Origin of the sequence: Curtobacterium sp. PhB136 (assembly GCF_004346855.1) — a bacterium.
Lineage (GTDB): Bacteria > Actinomycetota > Actinomycetes > Actinomycetales > Microbacteriaceae > Curtobacterium.
The window spans coordinates 842,786-858,784 of record NZ_SMGH01000004.1 but is presented as its reverse complement, the minus strand read 5'-3'; the positions used below and the strand labels follow the sequence as shown (position 1 = coordinate 858,784).

The window sequence follows — 15,999 nt, the reverse complement described above, 5'->3', positions numbered from 1 at the left end:
CAGCGGCGGCGTCAGCGGCGGCGGCGGAACAGGTCGGCGATCGCCCACGGGCCGGGCGCCAACCGCACCGCTGCCTCCGCGCGCACGCGCTCCTCCCGCTCGCGGTCCCGCGTGAGCTCGTGGATCTCGGTGCTCACCGTCCACCACGTCGCGATGCGCTGCCCGAACGAGAGGCGAGTGCGCACGAGGTGCGCGCTCCTGTCTTCGTCCATCCCGCCACCGTAGGAGCGCACGGCGCCGGGAGGGAGACACCGTCGGTACACCGACCAGCAGGACCCCCGACTACGATTCGAGCGTGACGGACGAGCCTCGGACCAAGCGTGCGGCGATCCTCGCGTCCGCCGGCCGGCTGTTCGTGGCCAACGGGTACGGCGGCACCTCGCTCCGTGACATCGGCCGCGACGCCGGGGCCGACGCCGCACTCGTCATCCACCACTTCGGCTCGAAGGACGGCCTGTTCGTCGCCGCGATGGCCGGTCGGCTGCCGCACTTCCCGCTCACCGAGGGCACGGTCGAGACGATCGGCGAGCGGTTCATCGGGTACCTGCTCGGCACCGAGCCGGAGGTCCGCTCGACCTTCCTGGCGCTCATCCACGCCAGCGACTCGGACGAGGTCGGCTCGGAGCTCCGGCGCCAGCACCTCCGGTCGGTCGTCGACCCGCTCCGCGAACGCATGAGCGGGCCGGACGCGGAGCTCCGCGCATCGCTCGCGGCCGCCACGGTCGGCGGGCTGCTCTACGCCCTGTGGGTGGTCGGCGACGAGACGCTGCTCGCCGCCGACCGGTCGGACCTGGCGCAACGCTACGGCCGCGTGGTGCAGGACCTCGTCACGCCCCGGTAGTCGACGCGCACCGACCTCACTGGACGGACCAGCCACCGTCCGACGCGAGCACCGCACCGTTGATGTTGACCCCGTCGTCGCTCAGCAGGAAGGTGATCGACGCCGCGAGCTGCTCGGCGGTCGCCAGCGACGGGATCGCCGCCTGGAACGGCCCGAGCCGCGCTGCCCCGACCTCCGACACGTGCGGCGGCATCGGGATCCCGGTCGCGACGCCGCCCGGGGCGACGGCGTTCACGCGGATGCCCTGCTGCGCGTACATGAAGGCGGCGCTCTTCGTCAGCCCGACCACACCGTGCTTGGACACCGTGTAGGCGTTCCCGGAGGCGTTGCCGCGGAGCCCGGCCTCGGACGCGACGTTCACGATCGAGCCGGAGCCGGCCGCCAGCATCACGGGCAGCACCGCGCGGGAGAGCTTGAACGCCCCGGTGAGGTTCACCCCGATGACCCGGTCCCACATCGCGTCGCTGGTCTCGTGCAGCGGGGAGAAGTCGTCGTTGATCCCGGCGATGTTGGCGAGCGCGTCGATCCGTCCGCCCGCAGCGGCCACGATCACGTCGACGTCGTCCTGCTGGGTGATGTCACCGGTCACCGTGACGACCTCACCGTCGAACGAGGTGGCGGACGCAGCCAGCGACGCCAGCCGCTCGGCGGACACGTCCACGGCGACGACGCGGCCCCCTTCCCGGAGGATGCGGGACGCCGTCGCACGCCCGATCCCGGAGGCGGCGCCGGTCACGACCACCGTCTTGCCGCCGAACCGGCCCGCGGTGACCTGTTCCTTCCACGCGCCGTCGTCGGACGGCTCCGGGATCTCGCCGCCGTTCGCGGCACGGACCAGGTCGTCGACCGCGGACTGCGGCATCTGCCCGTTCGACATCGCGACCATCTGCTGCAGGGGGAGCGTCCGCACCGGCGCGAGCATCTCCTCCCCGACGCCGGCCTGCGCGAGCAGTCCGCGGATGAGGTCACCGCCGACGGGATGGGCGAGCCACGTCCCGATGGTGGATCCGGCGGTGAGGGTGATGTCGTCGTTGCTCATGCCGGTCATTCAACACCGTTGAACGCTCCGGCTCAACAGTGTTGAACCAAGAATCGGCACAGCGAACGCCGACTACCGTCATCGGCATGCAGCGTCGCACCCTCGGCCGTACCGGCCGTCAGTCCTCCGTCATCGGTCTCGGCACCTGGCAGTTCGGCGGTGACTGGGGTCCCGTCGCAGACGAGGACGCCTTCGCCGTGATGGACGCCTCAGCGGAGTCGGGCGTCACCCTCTTCGACACCGCCGACGTCTACGGCGACGGCCGCAGCGAGACCCTGATCGGCCGGTGGCTCCGCGCGAACCCGGACGCCGACGTCACGGTCCCGACCAAGATGGGCCGCCGGGTCGACCAGGTCCCCGCCAACTACGTCGCGGCGAACTTCCGCGAGTGGGTCGACCGGTCGCGGGCGAACCTGCAGCAGGACACGCTCGACCTCGTCCAGCTGCACTGCCCGCCGACGGCGGTCATCGAGGACGACGCCGTCTACGACGCACTCGACGCACTCGTCGACGACGGATCGGTCGCCGCCTACGGCGTCAGCGTCGAGACCGCGGACCAGGCGCTCTCCGCCATCGCCCGGCCCGGTGTGGCGAGCGTCCAGATCATCCTGAACGCGTTCCGGTTGAAGCCGCTGGACGCGGTCCTCCCCGCCGCTCGGGAGGCAGGGGTCGCCATCCTCGCGCGCGTCCCGTTGGCATCGGGGTTGCTCTCCGGCAAGTACACGACCGACACCGAGTTCGCCCCGCAGGACCACCGTTCCTACAACCGGCACGGCGAGGCGTTCGACCAGGGCGAGACCTTCAGCGGTGTGCCCTTCGAGGACGGCGTCCGCGCCGCCCAGGAGTTCGCGGCGTCGCTGCCCGAGGGCGTCTCGGTCCCGCAGGCGGCGCTGGCGTGGGTCGTCGCCCAGGACGGTGTGACCGCGGCGATCCCCGGTGCCCGGAACGCCGAGCAGGCACGCTCGAACGCCGCGGCGGGTTCCCTCGGACTCGATACCCTGCCGGGGCTCGACGCCACCGTGCAGGACCTCTACGACCGCTGGTTCCGCGCCACCGTCCAGCCCCGGTGGTGACGGGTCACTCCTCGACGTCGGTGAAGAGCCCGGTCACCTTCCCGCCGGCGGCGCCGATGAACGCGGGGAAGAACGCGGCGCCCTCGGGGGAGGACGTCGCCGCCGAGGCCTCGTCGTAGCCGACGAAGTACAGGTCGAGGGAGCGGTGCGCCGGGCGCGCGGTGCCGTCCTCCTTCGGCCAGACCTTGCCGGACTCCAGACGCTGGAGTGCCGGCAGTGCCCGGGCGAGGTCGAGCAGCCCGGGGAGCTGGGCGTCGAACGCCTCGGTGTCGTCGAGGTCGTCCACGATGAGTTCGATCTTGGTCGTCATGCCCTCATCACACACCCGTTCGCCGGAACCCGCACGGCTCAGCGCGTGGTGAGCACCTTCGTCGTGCCCGCGATCACCGCGGCGTCCTCGGCGAGCGCCACGAGCGGGTCGCGCAGGCCCGTGGTCTTGCCGACGGCCTTCCGCGCGAGGTACCCGGCGTAGCTGCCGACGATCGCCCCGACGGCGCCGAGCACGGCACCCTCGACACGGCGGTCGCGCTTGCCGGTCGTCCCGATCGCCAGTCCGACGAACGCACCGGACGCGGCACGTCCGATCAGGCCCGCGGCGGCGATCCGGCTCGGCGTCACGGGGAGCTTGTCCCCGATGAGCTCGCCGATCGCTCCCGCCACCAGCAGGCCGCGGCCGAGCGGCGTGCGGAACGCCGGCCAGTCCTGCCACGCGCCGGAGAGCTCCTTGCGGTCGCGGTTCAGCGCCAGCAGTGCGAGCGGGGTCGCGCTGCGGCCGCCGGACAGGATCCCGAGCAGCAGTGCCTTGGTCCCGGTGTGCTTCGTGTTCTTCGCCATGGGCCCGACGCTACCCACGCCAGCCTGGGACGGGCGGGGGCTCCGAGCGGACTGGTGTAGTCATGGTCCCGTGGGAGTGATCGACGAGGCAGGGCGGCTGCGGCTGCTCGGGAACGCGGTGGCCGGCGCGGCCTTCGCCGTGGTGCTCACCATGCTCGTCCTGTCCTCCTGGACCGCTGCGACCACGAACGTGCTGGTGTCGGTCGGTGTCCCCGCCGCGGTGCTCGGCGCCGGGATCGGTGTCTTCCTGCTGCTGCGCTCCTGGCGCATCGACGGCGGGTACGAGCGGGCCAGCGCCGTCCAGCGGTGGATCTCCGACGGCCGGGTGCCCTCGGACGTCCCCGTGCAGGTGTGGGTGCCGCTGCTCGTCGCCCAGGCCGAACGGCAGCGCGCCGGCTGGGGGAAGATCGTGCTCGCCGTGTTCTGGACCGCGATGACCTGGTCGATGCGTGACGTGCACGGCACCCTCATCACCGTGCTGCTGTCCGGTCTCTGGGTCGGCCTCGCGCTCTGGGCTGCCGTCGTCGTGATCCCCCGGGCGCGCGTCGCCGCCGCGATCCTCCGCCGCGAAGCCGCGATCCCGGAGCCGACGACCGACTGAGCCGGGTCTGTTGCGCGCGCGGCTGCCGGAGTAGCCTCCGAACGTTCGATGAACCCTCATGACCGCGCGGTCGCCACGTGACGCCCGGCCTCTCCCGTGTCCCGTCGCCCGAGGGGATACGTCCTGCCGCCCAGCGGCGGCGCGCCCTCCGGGGCGGAACGTGAGGAAACACGCATGCCGAAACCGACCATCGTCCTCGTCCACGGCGCCTGGGCCGACGGGTCCAGCTGGGACCTCGTCACGGCTCCGCTGCAGGAACAGGGCTACACCGTCCTCGTCCCGCCCAACCTGCTGCACGGCGTCGCGAGTGACGCCGAGTACATCTCGTCCTTCGTCGCGCAGCGCACGAGCGGACCGGTCGTCGTCGTGGGGCACTCCTACGGCGGCTTCGTGATCACGAACGCGACCTTCAGCGAGGACGTGAAGGCGCTCGTCTACGTCGACGCCTTCATCCCGGACGAAGGCGAGTTCGTCTTCCAGCTCCTCGGCGGTTCCGGGTCGGCGCTCGACGTGCCGGACCCGACGACCGTGCTCGACCTGATCGGGTACCCGACCGCTCCGGAGGGGGACCTCGAGGCCTTCCTCAAGCCGGAGACCGTGCACACGGCCTTCGCGCAGGACCTCCCCGAACAGGACCGGCTCCTGATCGCGGCCCGGCAGCGTCCGATCACGCTGAGCGCCAACACCGCGCCGTCCGGGCCGCCCTCGTGGCGGGACCGTCCGAGCTGGGCGGTCGTCGGGACCGAGGACCTGGTGATCCCCCCGGCGGTCCTCCGCTCGATGGCGGAACGCGCGGGGTCGACGATCACCGAGGTCGCCGCCTCGCACGTCTCGATGGTCTCCCACCCGGAGGTCGCGCTGGCGGCGATCCTCGCCGCGGCTGCGGCGTCGGAACCGGCGGGCGAGATGGCCTGACCGGCTCGGCTCGTCCCGGGGTGACCAGCGCCGGGCGGGAGGCACGGTGCGGGCTGGCACCGTGCCTCCCGTCCGCTGCTCAGCCGGGCAACTGCGCGTAGAGGGCCGCGGGATCGGCCGCCAGTGACGCCTTCACCATGGCGCTCCAGTCGTCGACGACGACCTCGATCGCGTCGCGCTCGACGCCGTCGAGTGCCGCGCGGGCGGCCTCCGCAGGGTCGATCATCGGCCCCTCGTAGCCGGCCATGATGTCGGTGTCCGCCGCCCCGAGGTGCACGCCCTGGACGAGCACCCCCTTCGGCGCGAGTTCGAGCCGAACGGCGTTGGTCATGTTCCACTCCGCCGCCTTCGCCGCGGCGTAACCACCTGAGCCCGGGTAGGCGAACCACGAGAGCGCGGACAGGACGTTGACGATCGCGCCGCCGCCGTTGCGCTCGAGCACCGGGGCGAACGCCCGGACCATGTCGAGGTTCCCCCAGAAGTGCGTGTCCATCTCACGGCGCACGTTCTCCAGGTCGTCCGTCAGCAGCGAGGACTGCGTCGCGATCCCGGCGTTGTTCACGAGCAGGGTCACGTCACTCGCGTGCTCCGCAGCTGCCAGGACCGAGGCGTGGTCGGTGATGTCGAGGGGCAGCACCTCGACCCCGGCGATGTCGACGAGCTCGGGACGGCGAGCCGTGGCGTAGACCTTGGCCGCTCCGCGCTCGAGCAGCTGGGTGACGAAGCGGCGTCCGATGCCGCGGTTCGATCCGGTGACGAGTGCGACCGATCCGGCGATGTCCATGGGTTCCTCCCGTCGTCCGGGCGTCTCCCGGAGCGACGGAGTACGCTAAGACCTCACATGGACGTCAGGGGCAAGTCGTGATCGACGAACGGATGCGCATCGGGGACCTCGCCGCCCGGGCGGGCGTGAGCGTGCGGTCGCTCCGGTACTACGAAGAACAGGGCCTGCTCGCCGCGGACCGCACCGCGTCGGGGCAGCGGACGTACGACGAGGCCGCGGTCGACCGGGTGCGACTCGTGCAGCAGCTCTACGCCGCCGGACTCCCGAGCCGGACGATCGCGCTGCTCATGCCATGCGTGGACGCCGGGGTCGCGACGGCGGAGAGCGCGGCGCTCCTCACCCGCGAACGCGACCGGATCTCGGCCCAGCTCCTCGAGCTCGAAGCCGCTCGGGACCGGCTCGACGAGGTCATCGCGATCAGCGAGCACCCGACCCCGGAGCACTGCCCCGCACTGCGGTGACCCGGCGGTCCGCCGCGCTCCACCGCACCAGGAAGCCGGAGGCGACCGCGCCGGCGGTGTCCGCCGCGAGGTCCCCGATCGTGTCGTCGTACCCGACGTAGATCGACGAGTCGAGGTGGGTGTGCCCGACCCACTCGCACATCTCCCACACGCCCCCGATCGCCAGCCCGGCGGTCCCGGCGAGGACCACCAGCGCGACGAGGGGCAACCGGCGGAGGTCCGGCAGGACACCGACGTCGGCGCCGATCACGACGACGAGGATGCTCAGGGCGCCGATGAGCAGGAAGTGGATGAGCTTGTCCCAGCCGAACACCGTCGTGTACCACTCGAGGACGCTGCTCCAGCCGGCGACGAGCGCGAGCAGGCACAGCACGATGTCGAACCCGGGCCGCAGGCCGAGGACCCGGGGGACCACCACCCCGAGCAGCGAGAGCGCCATCACGGCGAACGCCACGGCGCCCCAGCCGATCGCGGCGACCGGGATGCTGATCAGCGTGAGGACACGGAGCGTGTCCGCGACGTACTCGGCGCCACGCGGGCGGCGGAGGAAGGTCGGGCCGGCGGTGGTGACGATGCTCGTCACGGGGCCTCCCATCGGATGACGGCGTGCACGGGCAGGTGGTCGGAGGGCCAGACGTCCGCCGGGCGTCGGGCCGAGATCGCGACGCGGTCGACCGCGGCGCGCGCATCACGCCCCTCCCGGACCAGGATCCGGTCGAGACGCGCGCCCTGCGGCTTCGGGTTCCGGTAGTTCGCGTACGTCCCGGCGCTCGACGGGCGGTCCTCGTCCGGCACGAGGTCCCAGGTGTCCCGGAGTCCGGCAGCCGTCAGGATCCGCGCCGACGCCGAGCCCGCTCCGGCGTTCCAGTCGGCCATCGCCACCGTCGGCAGCCCCGCGCCGTGCACGACCTCCCCGAGGAGCCGCGCCGAACGGACCTGCGCGAGCGGCGAGAACGGGTCGACGTGGGTGGCGACGGCGAGGAACCGGACACCGGTCACGCGGTCCTCGAGCTCGGTGAGCACCGCGATGCGCGGGAACGGCGCACCCCAGTCGCGGCTGCCGACGCGCTCCGGGTGCCGGGCGAGCGCGATCGTCCTCGTGTCCCCGACGCGGAGCCGGTCCTGGTCGACGAAGAACCCCACGCCCTCGCCGCCGCCCGACGGTCCGCGGCCGGTGACGGCGGCGTGCCAGCGCGACCCGAGGGCGGTCCGGAGGTGCTGCACCTGCTCGGGCACGGCCTCCTGGACGGCCAGCAGGTGGGGCGCTTCGGACCGGACCAGCGTGGCGATCGCGGGTGCCCGCCGGGGCCAGGCGTCCGGGTGGGCGCGCCGCAGGTGCGGGACCGGGCGTCGGACGTTGAGGGTCATGCAGTGGAGTGCGGGGGGCCCGACGGGGCCGACCACGGGGTCGTCCGACGTCACTGCGACACCGGGGCCGGGGCCGGCCGATCGGTCGGGTCTGCGCGGTCGGTCCGGTCTGCGCGGTCGGTCCGGTCTGCGCGGTCGGTCCGGTCTGCGTGCTCCACGCGCCGCACCACCGGCACCGGACGGGTCCCGATCAGGACCCGGCGCATGATCCGGGCGGGGGAGAACGCCCGCATCCCGGACCGCCACATCGTCCGCAGCGCCTTCTCCGTGCGCACCACCAGCCCGGACGCGTCCCGCACCGGCGCACCCGAGACCGACGCGACCAGACCCGTGTCGAGCACCGTCCGCCACGTCGGGTCGAACTGGATCGACAGGTCGACGTCGTCGTGCACCATCGCGTCGTCGCGGTGCACACGGTGCCGGACCGCGAGCCAGGCGCTCCGGCGCATGAGCATGTTCGAGCCGAAGAGCGGCGGCCGCGCCAGCGCCCCCGTCATCAGGAAGAAGTAGGCACGCATGTACGCGACGTCCCAGAACAGGCCGGCGATCGGACCGAGCCCACGGAACCTGCCCGGGCCGGTCACCGCCGTGACGAGTGGGTCGTCGAACCAGCGGGTCGCCCTCGCCAGCCAGTCCGGGGGCAACTCCGAGTCGGAGTCGACGCGGGCGATCACCGCACCCCGCGCCGCGTCGTAGCCGTGACCGGCCGCGGCGCCGATGCCACGACGCGGCTCGTGGAGCACCGTCGCGCCCGCCGCCAGGGCGACCTCGGCGCTGCCGTCCGTGCTGCCGTTGTCCACCACGACGACCTCGTCCGGCTGCCGTGTCTGCGCCGCCAGGGAGGCCAGGCACGCCGCGAGCTGCTCGGCGTCGTCGAGCACCGGGATGACGACGGACACGGTCGGCGGGGACTGCATGACTCCACCCAACCAAGGTGGTGCTGAGGGCCGGACCGCCTACGCGTCCGTCAGGTCGTCACGGGTGTTCGCGTGGATGGGCTCGCTGTGCCCGAACGTGCGCGCGGCGGCGCGGAGACGTTCGACGAACTTGCCGTTCTCGACCTCGAGCTCGTCTTCTTCGGCGTCCTCGATGACGACCTCGCTCGCAGGGCCGATGAGGATCTTCGTCGTGGTCATGGTGCCGTCGTGTGCCACCGCCGGGACCGCGACGGTGTCCGCGCGGTCGCCGCCCGCCAGGGCTGCCGCGTACTCGATGACGGCGTCGGCGACGTCGTCACTGGTGAGGATGATCGAACCGTCGTACTTGATGTGCTTCATCGGAGCTCCTTCCGCCGCGCTTGCGCTGCTTGCCACTCCAGTGAAACGGAAGCGCGTGGAGGCACTTTCAGGTGCGGTCCTGCGACTCGAGGTGCGCGTAGTCGGGCAGGTCGATCGCGTCTGCGGGTGGTGTGGAGAACCGCTCTCCGAGGCGACCGACCAGCGGGGTGGCTCCGATCCGCACCGCCGCGCCGAACACGGCGATCCCGAGCCGCGACTTCGGGTTCGCGATGCGCGGCGTCCCGGGCGGCAGCTGCTGGGCCTGGGCGACGTACGGACGCATGATCCGCTCGTAGCCTCGGAACGCATCGCGGTGGTCGACGTGCGCGGCGAGTTCCCCGGCGAGCACGTACGCGCCGGTGAGCGAGAGGCTCGTGCCCATCCCGCTGACCGGCGACGCGCAGTACGCGGCGTCGCCCACCAGCGCCACGCGGCCGTCCCACCAGCGCGGGGCACGCACCTGGCCGATCGACTCGGCGTAGAGGTCGTCGGCGGCGTCGAACCCCGCGAGCACGCGGCGCGCTTCCCACCCGGCGTCCGCGAACGCCTCGTGCAGGTGTCGGCGCTGCGCGTCGAGGTCCCGCCGCTCGGAGCCGGCGCGCTCCCGCTTCCGGTCCGTCACGATCGACATCGTCGCGCGGATCGTGCCGTGGGCGTCCGGCCGCAGGGTGATCGAGCGTCCACCGGGGGCGTTGTACCAGCGCCACCAGTCGTCGTCGGCGTCCGTCCGGGGGATCGTGCCGAAGGTCGTCTCGAGGCCGAGCGAGCGGATCTCCGGCTCGTCGCCGAAGACCAGGCGCCGGGTGCTCGAACCGATGCCGTCCGCGGCGATCACCAGGTCGAAGCGTTCGTCGGGGGCGTGCTCGAAGTGGACGGTCACGCCCGCTGGGTCGCCGTTCCCGGCGTCGTGCTGCACGATCCCGGTGATCCGGTCCCCGTAGCGGTACTCGGTGTCCTTCTCCGTGCGGTCCACGAGCAGCCGTGCGAGGTCGCCGCGGAGGATCTCGAGCTCGGCCGTCGCGCCACCGGAGTCGGTCGTGCCGGCGGGGAACTCCGCGATCGTGGCACCACGGGGTCCGATGAAGCGCGTGCCGACCTCGCCGGTCGTCGCCGCCCGGATGTCGTCCTCGATGCCCATCCGGCGCGACACCTCGCGCCCGGCTCCGCGGACGTCGATGTTCTGCCCGCCGGTCCGGAGCGCCGGAGCGCGCTCGACGATCACCGTCGCGAAGCCGTAGCGGTGCAGCCAGTACGCCAGTGCGGGTCCGGCGATGCTCGCTCCGGAGATGAGGACGCGGCCGCGGTTCGTGCTGTGCATGTTGCCCCGGTTCTTGATTATCAACGAGATTGGCAATGTACACGATTAGGATGGGCGGGTGTCGACGCTTCCCCCCGCTGATCGCTCCGATCGCCGTGACCGGGAGTCTGCTCGTCGCGACGGCCGCGAGATGCCCGAGGACGACATCCGCGCCCGGGTCCAACAGGTCGCCGTTCGGCAGCAGCGGTTCGAGCGGCACCTCGCCCGAGCCCTCGACGTGGATGCGATGGGCCTCGAGGCCATGGACTACCTCATCACGAGCGGCCCCGCGACGCCGACCGAGCTCGCCCGACGCCTGGAGATCTCCACCGCGGCGATGACCCTCGTGCTCAACCGGCTCGAGGGCGCCGGGCACGTGCGGCGCGACCGGCACCCGAGCGACGGGCGGAAGCTCGTCGTCACCGCGGCGTCGAGCTCCTCGGACCGCGCGTACGCGCTCGTGCTGCCGATGATCGACGGGATCGAGGAGCTCGTCGCGGGGATGGACGCGGCGGAGCGGGCGACGGTGCAGACGTTCCTGGACCGGCTGATCCGGATCTACGACGACGCGACGGACTGACCGCCGTTCTGGGGTGTCGTGCCGTGCTCGTGCCGTCCCCTAGGGTCGTGCTGTGCACGGGGGTCGGATCGTCATCATCGGGGCGTCAGCGCTCGCGGTCATGGCAGCCGCAGGTGCTGGAGTCGTCGCATGGCCGTCGGAGCCGCTGCGCCTCGATGACATCAGCGGTGGCGCCTGTGCCGGCTTCGAGGCCCCCGACCTCACGAGGACGATGACCGTGACCGTGCCGTTGCGGAACACCTCCGGTCACGACCGCACCGTCCTCGGAGCACGCGCCACCGGGGAGCTGCGGACCTCGCGGGTCCGACTCCGGGTCGTCACGGGGACCGATCTCGGGCCGAACGGCTTCGGCACCTACGCGGCGATGGTGCACGGACGACGGGCCACCGCGCTCCCCGGGTCGGTCCTGCCCGCGCACTCGACGTCGACCGTGCTCGTGACGATCACCCGGGAACGCGGTGCTGACTTCGCGTCGATCGAGGGACTCTCATTGTCGTACGCGGGGCCGCTCGGCACGGTCCGCGACGCGACGTTCGATGCATGGCTCGGTGTCACGGCGCCCGGGTCGATCATGCGGTGTCACCCCACAGGGAGCCAGTAGGCCGCACGCTGGTCAGTGCGCCGTGCGCTGGTGGTGGCCTCCTCGTCGAGCGCGTCCACGTCGCCTCGTCGAGCGCGTCCAGGTCGTCGCGACTCAGGGTGCGCCGTGCGTCACGGTGATCCGGGCCTCGCGCGGGTTCACCAGGGTCTTCGAGACGTAGAGCGGCCGACCCGCGAAGCGCAGGCTCCGCGTCAGGACGAGCACGGGCTCCTCGGCAGGGACACCGAGCCGGTGCCCGCGGGTCTCGCCCGGTGTGCCGATCGAGACCTCGGTGGTGCCGGGCCCCGGCACGATGCCGGCGTCGAACATCGCCGCGAGCATCGTCTGGTCGGGACGGCTCATCCGGATCAGCTCGCGGACCGGGGCGAACTCCCCGACCAGGGCATCATCGGGCGGCAGGTGCTCCTGCACGAGTCCGACGACCGTGTCGCCACGACGGACGACGCTCTCGACGAACCAGGAGGGCGACGACTCCGCGATGCCGAGCGACTCCGCGGCGAACAGCCCCGTGCGGTCCTGCACGACCATCTCGGTCCGCTCGACGTCGCCGCCCTCGGGCACGAGCAGGCGCTCCGGGGCCTCGATCCGCTCGAGTCCGGCGACCGGCAGGCGCTCCGCGACGAAGCGTCCGATGCCCCGGCGGGAGCGGATGAAGCCGTCCTCCTCGAGGAAGATCAGTGCCTCGCGCACGACCGTCCTGGACACCCCGAGCAGCTCGACCAGCTCCGCCTCGGACGGCAGGAGGATGCCGGGCTGGATGGCGCCGCTGCGGATCGCGTCGCTGATGCGCATGTACGCGGCGACACGGAGCGGGACTCCTGCGTGCGCGGGGAGCGGGCCCCGGAGGACGTCGGCGGTCGTCATGTGCTCAGCCTGTCAGACCGTGGTCGGTGCGACGGTCGCGGCCCGCGCCGTGTACGACGCGAAGGGTTCCAGGGCGGGCTGGGACGCCTCGTCCGCCACGGCCGCAGCGCCGACGTGCGCGGCGACGGCGAGCGCGTCCTCCGCGGAGAGTCCGGCGGCGAACGCGATCGTGGCCGCCGCGGTGAAGGCGTCCCCGGCGCCCACCGTGTTCCGGACCTCCGCGCGGACCGACGGCACACGGACCATGCGTCGCCCGTGCTCGAACACCGACGCCCCCGACGACCCCGCCGTGACCACCACGCGGCGGCACCGTGCCAGCTCGGGGAGTGCGGCCCACTCGAGCTCGTTGACGACGAGCAGGTCGGCCCGCTCCAGGGTGGCCGACGCGAGGTGACGGGCGGGCGCCGCGTTGATCGCGACGAAGGCGTCCGAGCGGGCGACGGCGTCCTCCACCACGGCAGGATCGACCTCGAGCTGGCAGAGGAGCACGTCGGTGTCGGGCATCGAGACGGGCACCGCGACCAGGTCGTTCGCGCCCGGGAACACCGCGATCGCGTTCTCGCCGGCACCGTCGACCGTGATCGCCGCGGTGCCCGTCGGTGCGGCCGGGGTCTGCGGGACGAGCTCCGTCCGGACACCGGCCAACCGGAGCTGCTCGACCGAGAACGCACCGTCCGGATCCGCTCCGACGGCGCCGATCATCGTGACCGCAGCGCCGAGCCGTGCCGCCGCGACGGCCTGGTTCGCGCCCTTGCCGCCGAGGAACGTCCGCCGCCCGGTGGCCAGGACCGTCTCGCCCGGCGCGGGGAGCTCCGGCACGTGCAGCACCGAGTCCACGTTGATGCTGCCGAGGACGGTCAGCGACGGCAGCGCGGTCACGGTCAGTGCGGTCGCGGGACGCGCCGTCACGCCGGCACCGCGGCGAGCGCGAGGATCCGGTTCCGGATGACGTCGGCGGCAGCCGCGTCCGCCGCCACCACGACCCGCACCGCCGGGCCCTGCTCGACGGGCACGGTCCGGCCGTGCTCGGCACCGTCCGTCACGACGTCGAGCGGGGTCTCGCGGACGGTCGGTGCCACCTCACCCGCGGTGATCGCGGCCGCGAGGGGGTCGTGCAGCGGCGCGCGGCGAACGTGGTCGACCGTCTCGTAGAAGTCGATGTAGCGGTGCAGCATCGTCCCGAGCGCGACGCGCAGCGGATCGCCCGCCGCGATGAAGCGGTCACCGTCGGCGTCGTCGAACCGGTGCTGCCGGGTGACGTCGAGCGGCACCAGGACCAGGTCGAACCCGGCGGTCAGGACCCGGCGTGCGGCCTCGGCGTCGTTGTGGATGTTCGCCTCGGCAGTGGCTGACACGTTTCCGGGCTCCCAGACGGCTCCGCCCATGATCGTGAGCGTGCCGATCAGCTCCGGCAGCCGGGGCTCGAGCTCGAGCGCCACCGCGAGGTTCGTCAGCGGTCCGATCGCGAGCACGTCGAGCTTCCGGGTACCAGCGGCACCAGCACCAGCACCAGCAGCGTGCGAGCGCGCCAGCCGCACCAGCAGCTCGGCGGCCGGGTCGTCAGCGGCTGCCACACCGGCGGGCAGGTCCACCCCACCGACGCCGTTCACGCCGTGCACGTGCGGAGCACCCCCGCCGTACGCGCCGCCGAGCGGGTCGTGCGCTCCGACCGCCACCGGCACCGAGCGGCCGACCATGCCGAGCAGCGCCGAGGTGTTCACCGCAGCGGTCGTGGAGTCGATGTTCCCGGAGACCGTGCCGATGCCGACCAGGTCCACGTGCGGGACGTCGAGCAGGTAGGCGAGTGCGAGGGCGTCGTCGACACCGGTGTCGCAGTCGAGGAAGAGCGGGATCGTCGGGGTGGTCATGCGGTTGCAGCTCCTTCAGGGCGGGCTCCGGCTGGCAGAGCGTTCGGGGTGGGACGGAGGACGAGCGCCGCGGCGAACGCGGCGGCGGTGAGGGCGACGGAGATCCAGAGCGCCAGGTGGTACCCCTCGGGCGTGCCGGCGCTGACCGCCGGCCCGACCAGGGCCACACCGGTGCCGGCACCCAGTCCGAAACATGCACCGTGGATCCCGGGCAGGGAACCCGGGGCGTCGGCGGGGGCGTTCAGTACCGAGAGGCCGTTCGCGGTCGCCTGGTACAGCCCGAGGTAGAAGACGCCCATCACGATGAGCAGCCCGAAGGCCACCCACTTGTCGAGGGCGAAGAACGCGAGCGCGACGGAGATCAGCAGGATCGCCCCGGTGGCCATGCGCAGCGACAGGACCCAGCCGATGCGCTGCGCGATCCACCCGGCGGCCGGCGCGGTGAGGAGCCCGGCGACTGCCGTCGGGGTGAGGAACAGCAGCCCTGACATCGCCGCGTTCAGGCCGAACCCGGAGCTTCCGTCCTGGCTGAGCACCACGATGGTGAAGTTCGTCGACGCGAACACCCCGGACAGCGTCAGGAACGTGCACATCAGCACGGGCCAGGCCGTCCGCGCCCGGAGCGCCGGCACTGCGATCAGCGGCTGGGCGACGCGTCGCTCGACGAGGACGAACGCGACGGCTGCCAGGACCGCCACCGTGAGCCACACCAGCGTGCGCGCGTCACCGATGCCGCGCGACGGCACCTCGCTGACGAACTGGGAGAAGCCCACCAGGAACGCGCCGAGGATCGTCGCGCCGAGCCAGTCCATCCGTCGCGCCGCGCTCCGGCGGACCCGCGGCACGAACGCCAGCACCGACAGCGTCCCGAGCACCGCGACGACGAGGATCACGACGAACACCGCGCGCCACCCGAACGTGTCCGTGATCGCTCCGCCGATGTACCCGTCGAGGCCGCCGAGTCCGCCGTTCACCGCGGTGACGACCCCGACCGAGATGCCGAACTGCTTGGCCGTGAGCTCCTCGGACAGCACCAGGAACGCGATCGTCAGTGCTGCCGACGACGTCCCCTGCAGCACCCGCCCGGTGAGCAGGAGGGGGAGCGACGGTGCCGTGACCGTCAGCAGCGTCCCCACGAGCAGTGCGGCCATCGTCACCAGGAGCGCCCGGCGCCGACCGATCGTGTCCGACCAGCGCGACACCACCATGCCGAGCACCGAACCGGACAGGAAGAAGAGCGACTGCACCTGGGACACGACGCCGGCCGAGGCGTGCAGGTCGATGGCCATCGACGGGATGGCGGGGGTGAGCAGGCTCGCGTTCAGCTGGAACGCGAGCACGGCGACGATGAGGGATCCGACCAGCAGGGGGATGCGAGCGCCGGACAGGCGCTCGCGTTCCGCTTCGGGGCGGGTGGGGGCGACAGTCATGCGAACTCCTTCGTCCGGTTGTCGTACGTACCTGTAATACAGGTCCGTACTCTATGGTCCGGACACCCCGCTGGCAAGTGGGCCGACCCGATGGCCGGTTCCGGCCACGGAGCCGCCACGACCGGACGGGAGGCACGGGTCGAGCCCGCACCGAGCCTCCCGTCCG

Annotated in this window: 21 protein-coding genes; 7 read left to right on the top strand and 14 right to left on the bottom strand. The window is 72.5% G+C overall.

Translation table 11 applies throughout. The annotated features are described in order from the left end of the window. Positions 1 to 11: 11 nt before the first annotated feature. Positions 12 to 212: a hypothetical protein gene (locus tag EDF27_RS04155; protein WP_132047445.1), complete on the bottom strand. Its 201-nt coding sequence runs from the start codon at positions 210 to 212 to the stop codon at positions 12 to 14. A gap of 83 nt (positions 213 to 295) precedes the next feature. Between EDF27_RS04155 and EDF27_RS04150 the strand changes: the two genes are divergently transcribed. Continuing rightward, on the top strand, positions 296 to 841 hold the full coding sequence (locus EDF27_RS04150; protein ID WP_132047443.1) for a TetR family transcriptional regulator: 546 nt from the start codon (positions 296 to 298) through the stop codon (positions 839 to 841). A 16-nt stretch (positions 842 to 857) separates the two neighbouring features. Here EDF27_RS04150 and EDF27_RS04145 read toward each other — a convergent pair whose 3' ends face one another. Further along, positions 858 to 1,880 carry an SDR family NAD(P)-dependent oxidoreductase gene (locus EDF27_RS04145; protein ID WP_132047441.1) on the bottom strand — a complete coding sequence of 341 codons (1,023 nt, stop codon included), beginning with the start codon at positions 1,878 to 1,880 and terminating at the stop codon, positions 858 to 860. An 86-nt stretch (positions 1,881 to 1,966) separates the two neighbouring features. Here EDF27_RS04145 and EDF27_RS04140 point away from each other — a divergent pair, with 86 nt between their 5' ends. Beyond that, positions 1,967 to 2,953 (top strand): aldo/keto reductase, encoded by a 987-nt coding sequence (locus tag EDF27_RS04140; RefSeq protein ID WP_132047439.1) that lies wholly within the window; start codon positions 1,967 to 1,969, stop codon positions 2,951 to 2,953. A gap of 4 nt (positions 2,954 to 2,957) precedes the next feature. Here the strand turns inward: EDF27_RS04140 and EDF27_RS04135 are convergent, their stop codons facing one another. Together EDF27_RS04135 and EDF27_RS04130 are read right to left on the bottom strand one after the other, a co-directional pair. After that, the gene (locus EDF27_RS04135; RefSeq protein ID WP_132047437.1) at positions 2,958 to 3,263 is read right to left on the bottom strand and encodes an EthD family reductase; all 306 of its coding nucleotides are present in this window, start codon (positions 3,261 to 3,263) and stop codon (positions 2,958 to 2,960) included. Positions 3,264 to 3,301: 38 nt separating this feature from the next. Continuing rightward, positions 3,302 to 3,787, bottom strand: coding sequence for a DUF4126 family protein (locus EDF27_RS04130; protein ID WP_123654980.1), 486 nt, complete (start codon positions 3,785 to 3,787; stop codon positions 3,302 to 3,304). A gap of 70 nt (positions 3,788 to 3,857) precedes the next feature. On the opposite strand from EDF27_RS04130, the gene EDF27_RS04125 reads away from it, so the two are divergent. Next, complete coding sequence (locus tag EDF27_RS04125) at positions 3,858 to 4,388, top strand: hypothetical protein (RefSeq protein ID WP_132047435.1); 531 nt, start codon at positions 3,858 to 3,860, stop codon at positions 4,386 to 4,388. A 174-nt stretch (positions 4,389 to 4,562) separates the two neighbouring features. Next, positions 4,563 to 5,303, top strand: coding sequence for an alpha/beta hydrolase (locus EDF27_RS04120; RefSeq protein ID WP_123654982.1), 741 nt, complete (start codon positions 4,563 to 4,565; stop codon positions 5,301 to 5,303). Positions 5,304 to 5,382: 79 nt separating this feature from the next. Here the strand turns inward: EDF27_RS04120 and EDF27_RS04115 are convergent, their stop codons facing one another. Continuing rightward, positions 5,383 to 6,087, bottom strand: a complete 705-nt coding sequence (locus tag EDF27_RS04115) for an SDR family oxidoreductase (protein WP_123700984.1) — start codon at positions 6,085 to 6,087, stop codon at positions 5,383 to 5,385. Positions 6,088 to 6,164: 77 nt separating this feature from the next. Here EDF27_RS04115 and EDF27_RS04110 point away from each other — a divergent pair, with 77 nt between their 5' ends. Beyond that, positions 6,165 to 6,548, top strand: a complete 384-nt coding sequence (locus EDF27_RS04110; protein WP_243698193.1) for a MerR family transcriptional regulator — start codon at positions 6,165 to 6,167, stop codon at positions 6,546 to 6,548. On the opposite strand, the gene EDF27_RS04105 is transcribed toward EDF27_RS04110, so the two are convergent. The 5 genes from EDF27_RS04105 to EDF27_RS04085 form a co-directional block, all read right to left on the bottom strand. Beyond that, entirely contained in the window at positions 6,505 to 7,131 is a 627-nt protein-coding gene (locus EDF27_RS04105) for a hypothetical protein (RefSeq protein WP_132047432.1), read from the bottom strand. The genes EDF27_RS04110 and EDF27_RS04105 overlap by 44 nt on opposite strands. Next, positions 7,128 to 7,916, bottom strand: a complete 789-nt coding sequence (locus EDF27_RS04100) for an endonuclease/exonuclease/phosphatase family protein (protein WP_132047430.1) — start codon at positions 7,914 to 7,916, stop codon at positions 7,128 to 7,130. Before EDF27_RS04100 ends, EDF27_RS04105 begins: the two co-directional genes overlap by 4 nt. Positions 7,917 to 7,966: 50 nt before the next feature. Then, positions 7,967 to 8,833: a glycosyltransferase gene (locus EDF27_RS04095; protein WP_132047428.1), complete on the bottom strand. Its 867-nt coding sequence runs from the start codon at positions 8,831 to 8,833 to the stop codon at positions 7,967 to 7,969. Between the two features lie 39 nt (positions 8,834 to 8,872). Further along, a complete protein-coding gene (locus EDF27_RS04090) occupies positions 8,873 to 9,193 on the bottom strand; it encodes a hypothetical protein (RefSeq protein WP_132047426.1) in 321 nt (106 codons plus the stop codon). Between the two features lie 67 nt (positions 9,194 to 9,260). Beyond that, positions 9,261 to 10,511: an FAD-dependent monooxygenase gene (locus EDF27_RS04085; protein WP_132047424.1), complete on the bottom strand. Its 1,251-nt coding sequence runs from the start codon at positions 10,509 to 10,511 to the stop codon at positions 9,261 to 9,263. Positions 10,512 to 10,569: 58 nt separating this feature from the next. Here EDF27_RS04085 and EDF27_RS04080 point away from each other — a divergent pair, with 58 nt between their 5' ends. Continuing rightward, positions 10,570 to 11,070 (top strand): MarR family transcriptional regulator, encoded by a 501-nt coding sequence (locus EDF27_RS04080; protein WP_243698192.1) that lies wholly within the window; start codon positions 10,570 to 10,572, stop codon positions 11,068 to 11,070. Between the two features lie 52 nt (positions 11,071 to 11,122). After that, on the top strand, positions 11,123 to 11,671 hold the full coding sequence (locus EDF27_RS04075; RefSeq protein ID WP_132047422.1) for a hypothetical protein: 549 nt from the start codon (positions 11,123 to 11,125) through the stop codon (positions 11,669 to 11,671). A gap of 93 nt (positions 11,672 to 11,764) precedes the next feature. On the opposite strand, the gene EDF27_RS04070 is transcribed toward EDF27_RS04075, so the two are convergent. Genes EDF27_RS04070 through EDF27_RS04055 form a run of 4 tightly spaced genes read right to left on the bottom strand, consistent with a single transcriptional unit; the run spans position 11,765 to position 15,833 of the window. Beyond that, positions 11,765 to 12,535, bottom strand: coding sequence for a GntR family transcriptional regulator (locus EDF27_RS04070; protein ID WP_123654990.1), 771 nt, complete (start codon positions 12,533 to 12,535; stop codon positions 11,765 to 11,767). 12 nt (positions 12,536 to 12,547) lie between these two features. After that, entirely contained in the window at positions 12,548 to 13,444 is an 897-nt protein-coding gene (locus tag EDF27_RS04065) for a PfkB family carbohydrate kinase (protein WP_243698191.1), read from the bottom strand. Then, a complete protein-coding gene (locus EDF27_RS04060; RefSeq protein ID WP_132047420.1) occupies positions 13,441 to 14,403 on the bottom strand; it encodes a nucleoside hydrolase in 963 nt (320 codons plus the stop codon). The genes EDF27_RS04065 and EDF27_RS04060 overlap by 4 nt, the downstream gene beginning before the upstream one ends. Beyond that, complete coding sequence (locus tag EDF27_RS04055; RefSeq protein WP_123654992.1) at positions 14,400 to 15,833, bottom strand: MFS transporter; 1,434 nt, start codon at positions 15,831 to 15,833, stop codon at positions 14,400 to 14,402. Before EDF27_RS04055 ends, EDF27_RS04060 begins: the two co-directional genes overlap by 4 nt. Between the last annotated feature and the right edge of the window lie 166 nt (positions 15,834 to 15,999).

Coding starts and splice junctions, on each gene's coding strand:
- EDF27_RS04090 (WP_132047426.1), bottom strand. CDS start 9,193: ATGAAGCACATCAAGTACGACGGTTCGATCATCCTCACCAGTGACGAC.
- EDF27_RS04115 (WP_123700984.1), bottom strand. CDS start 6,087: ATGGACATCGCCGGATCGGTCGCACTCGTCACCGGATCGAACCGCGGC.
- EDF27_RS04135 (WP_132047437.1), bottom strand. CDS start 3,263: ATGACGACCAAGATCGAACTCATCGTGGACGACCTCGACGACACCGAG.
- EDF27_RS04060 (WP_132047420.1), bottom strand. CDS start 14,403: ATGACCACCCCGACGATCCCGCTCTTCCTCGACTGCGACACCGGTGTC.
- EDF27_RS04155 (WP_132047445.1), bottom strand. CDS start 212: ATGGACGAAGACAGGAGCGCGCACCTCGTGCGCACTCGCCTCTCGTTC.
- EDF27_RS04140 (WP_132047439.1), top strand. CDS start 1,967: ATGCAGCGTCGCACCCTCGGCCGTACCGGCCGTCAGTCCTCCGTCATC.
- EDF27_RS04145 (WP_132047441.1), bottom strand. CDS start 1,880: ATGAGCAACGACGACATCACCCTCACCGCCGGATCCACCATCGGGACG.
- EDF27_RS04095 (WP_132047428.1), bottom strand. CDS start 8,833: ATGCAGTCCCCGCCGACCGTGTCCGTCGTCATCCCGGTGCTCGACGAC.
- EDF27_RS04120 (WP_123654982.1), top strand. CDS start 4,563: ATGCCGAAACCGACCATCGTCCTCGTCCACGGCGCCTGGGCCGACGGG.
- EDF27_RS04100 (WP_132047430.1), bottom strand. CDS start 7,916: ATGACCCTCAACGTCCGACGCCCGGTCCCGCACCTGCGGCGCGCCCAC.
- EDF27_RS04070 (WP_123654990.1), bottom strand. CDS start 12,535: ATGACGACCGCCGACGTCCTCCGGGGCCCGCTCCCCGCGCACGCAGGA.
- EDF27_RS04130 (WP_123654980.1), bottom strand. CDS start 3,787: ATGGCGAAGAACACGAAGCACACCGGGACCAAGGCACTGCTGCTCGGG.
- EDF27_RS04085 (WP_132047424.1), bottom strand. CDS start 10,511: ATGCACAGCACGAACCGCGGCCGCGTCCTCATCTCCGGAGCGAGCATC.
- EDF27_RS04055 (WP_123654992.1), bottom strand. CDS start 15,833: ATGACTGTCGCCCCCACCCGCCCCGAAGCGGAACGCGAGCGCCTGTCC.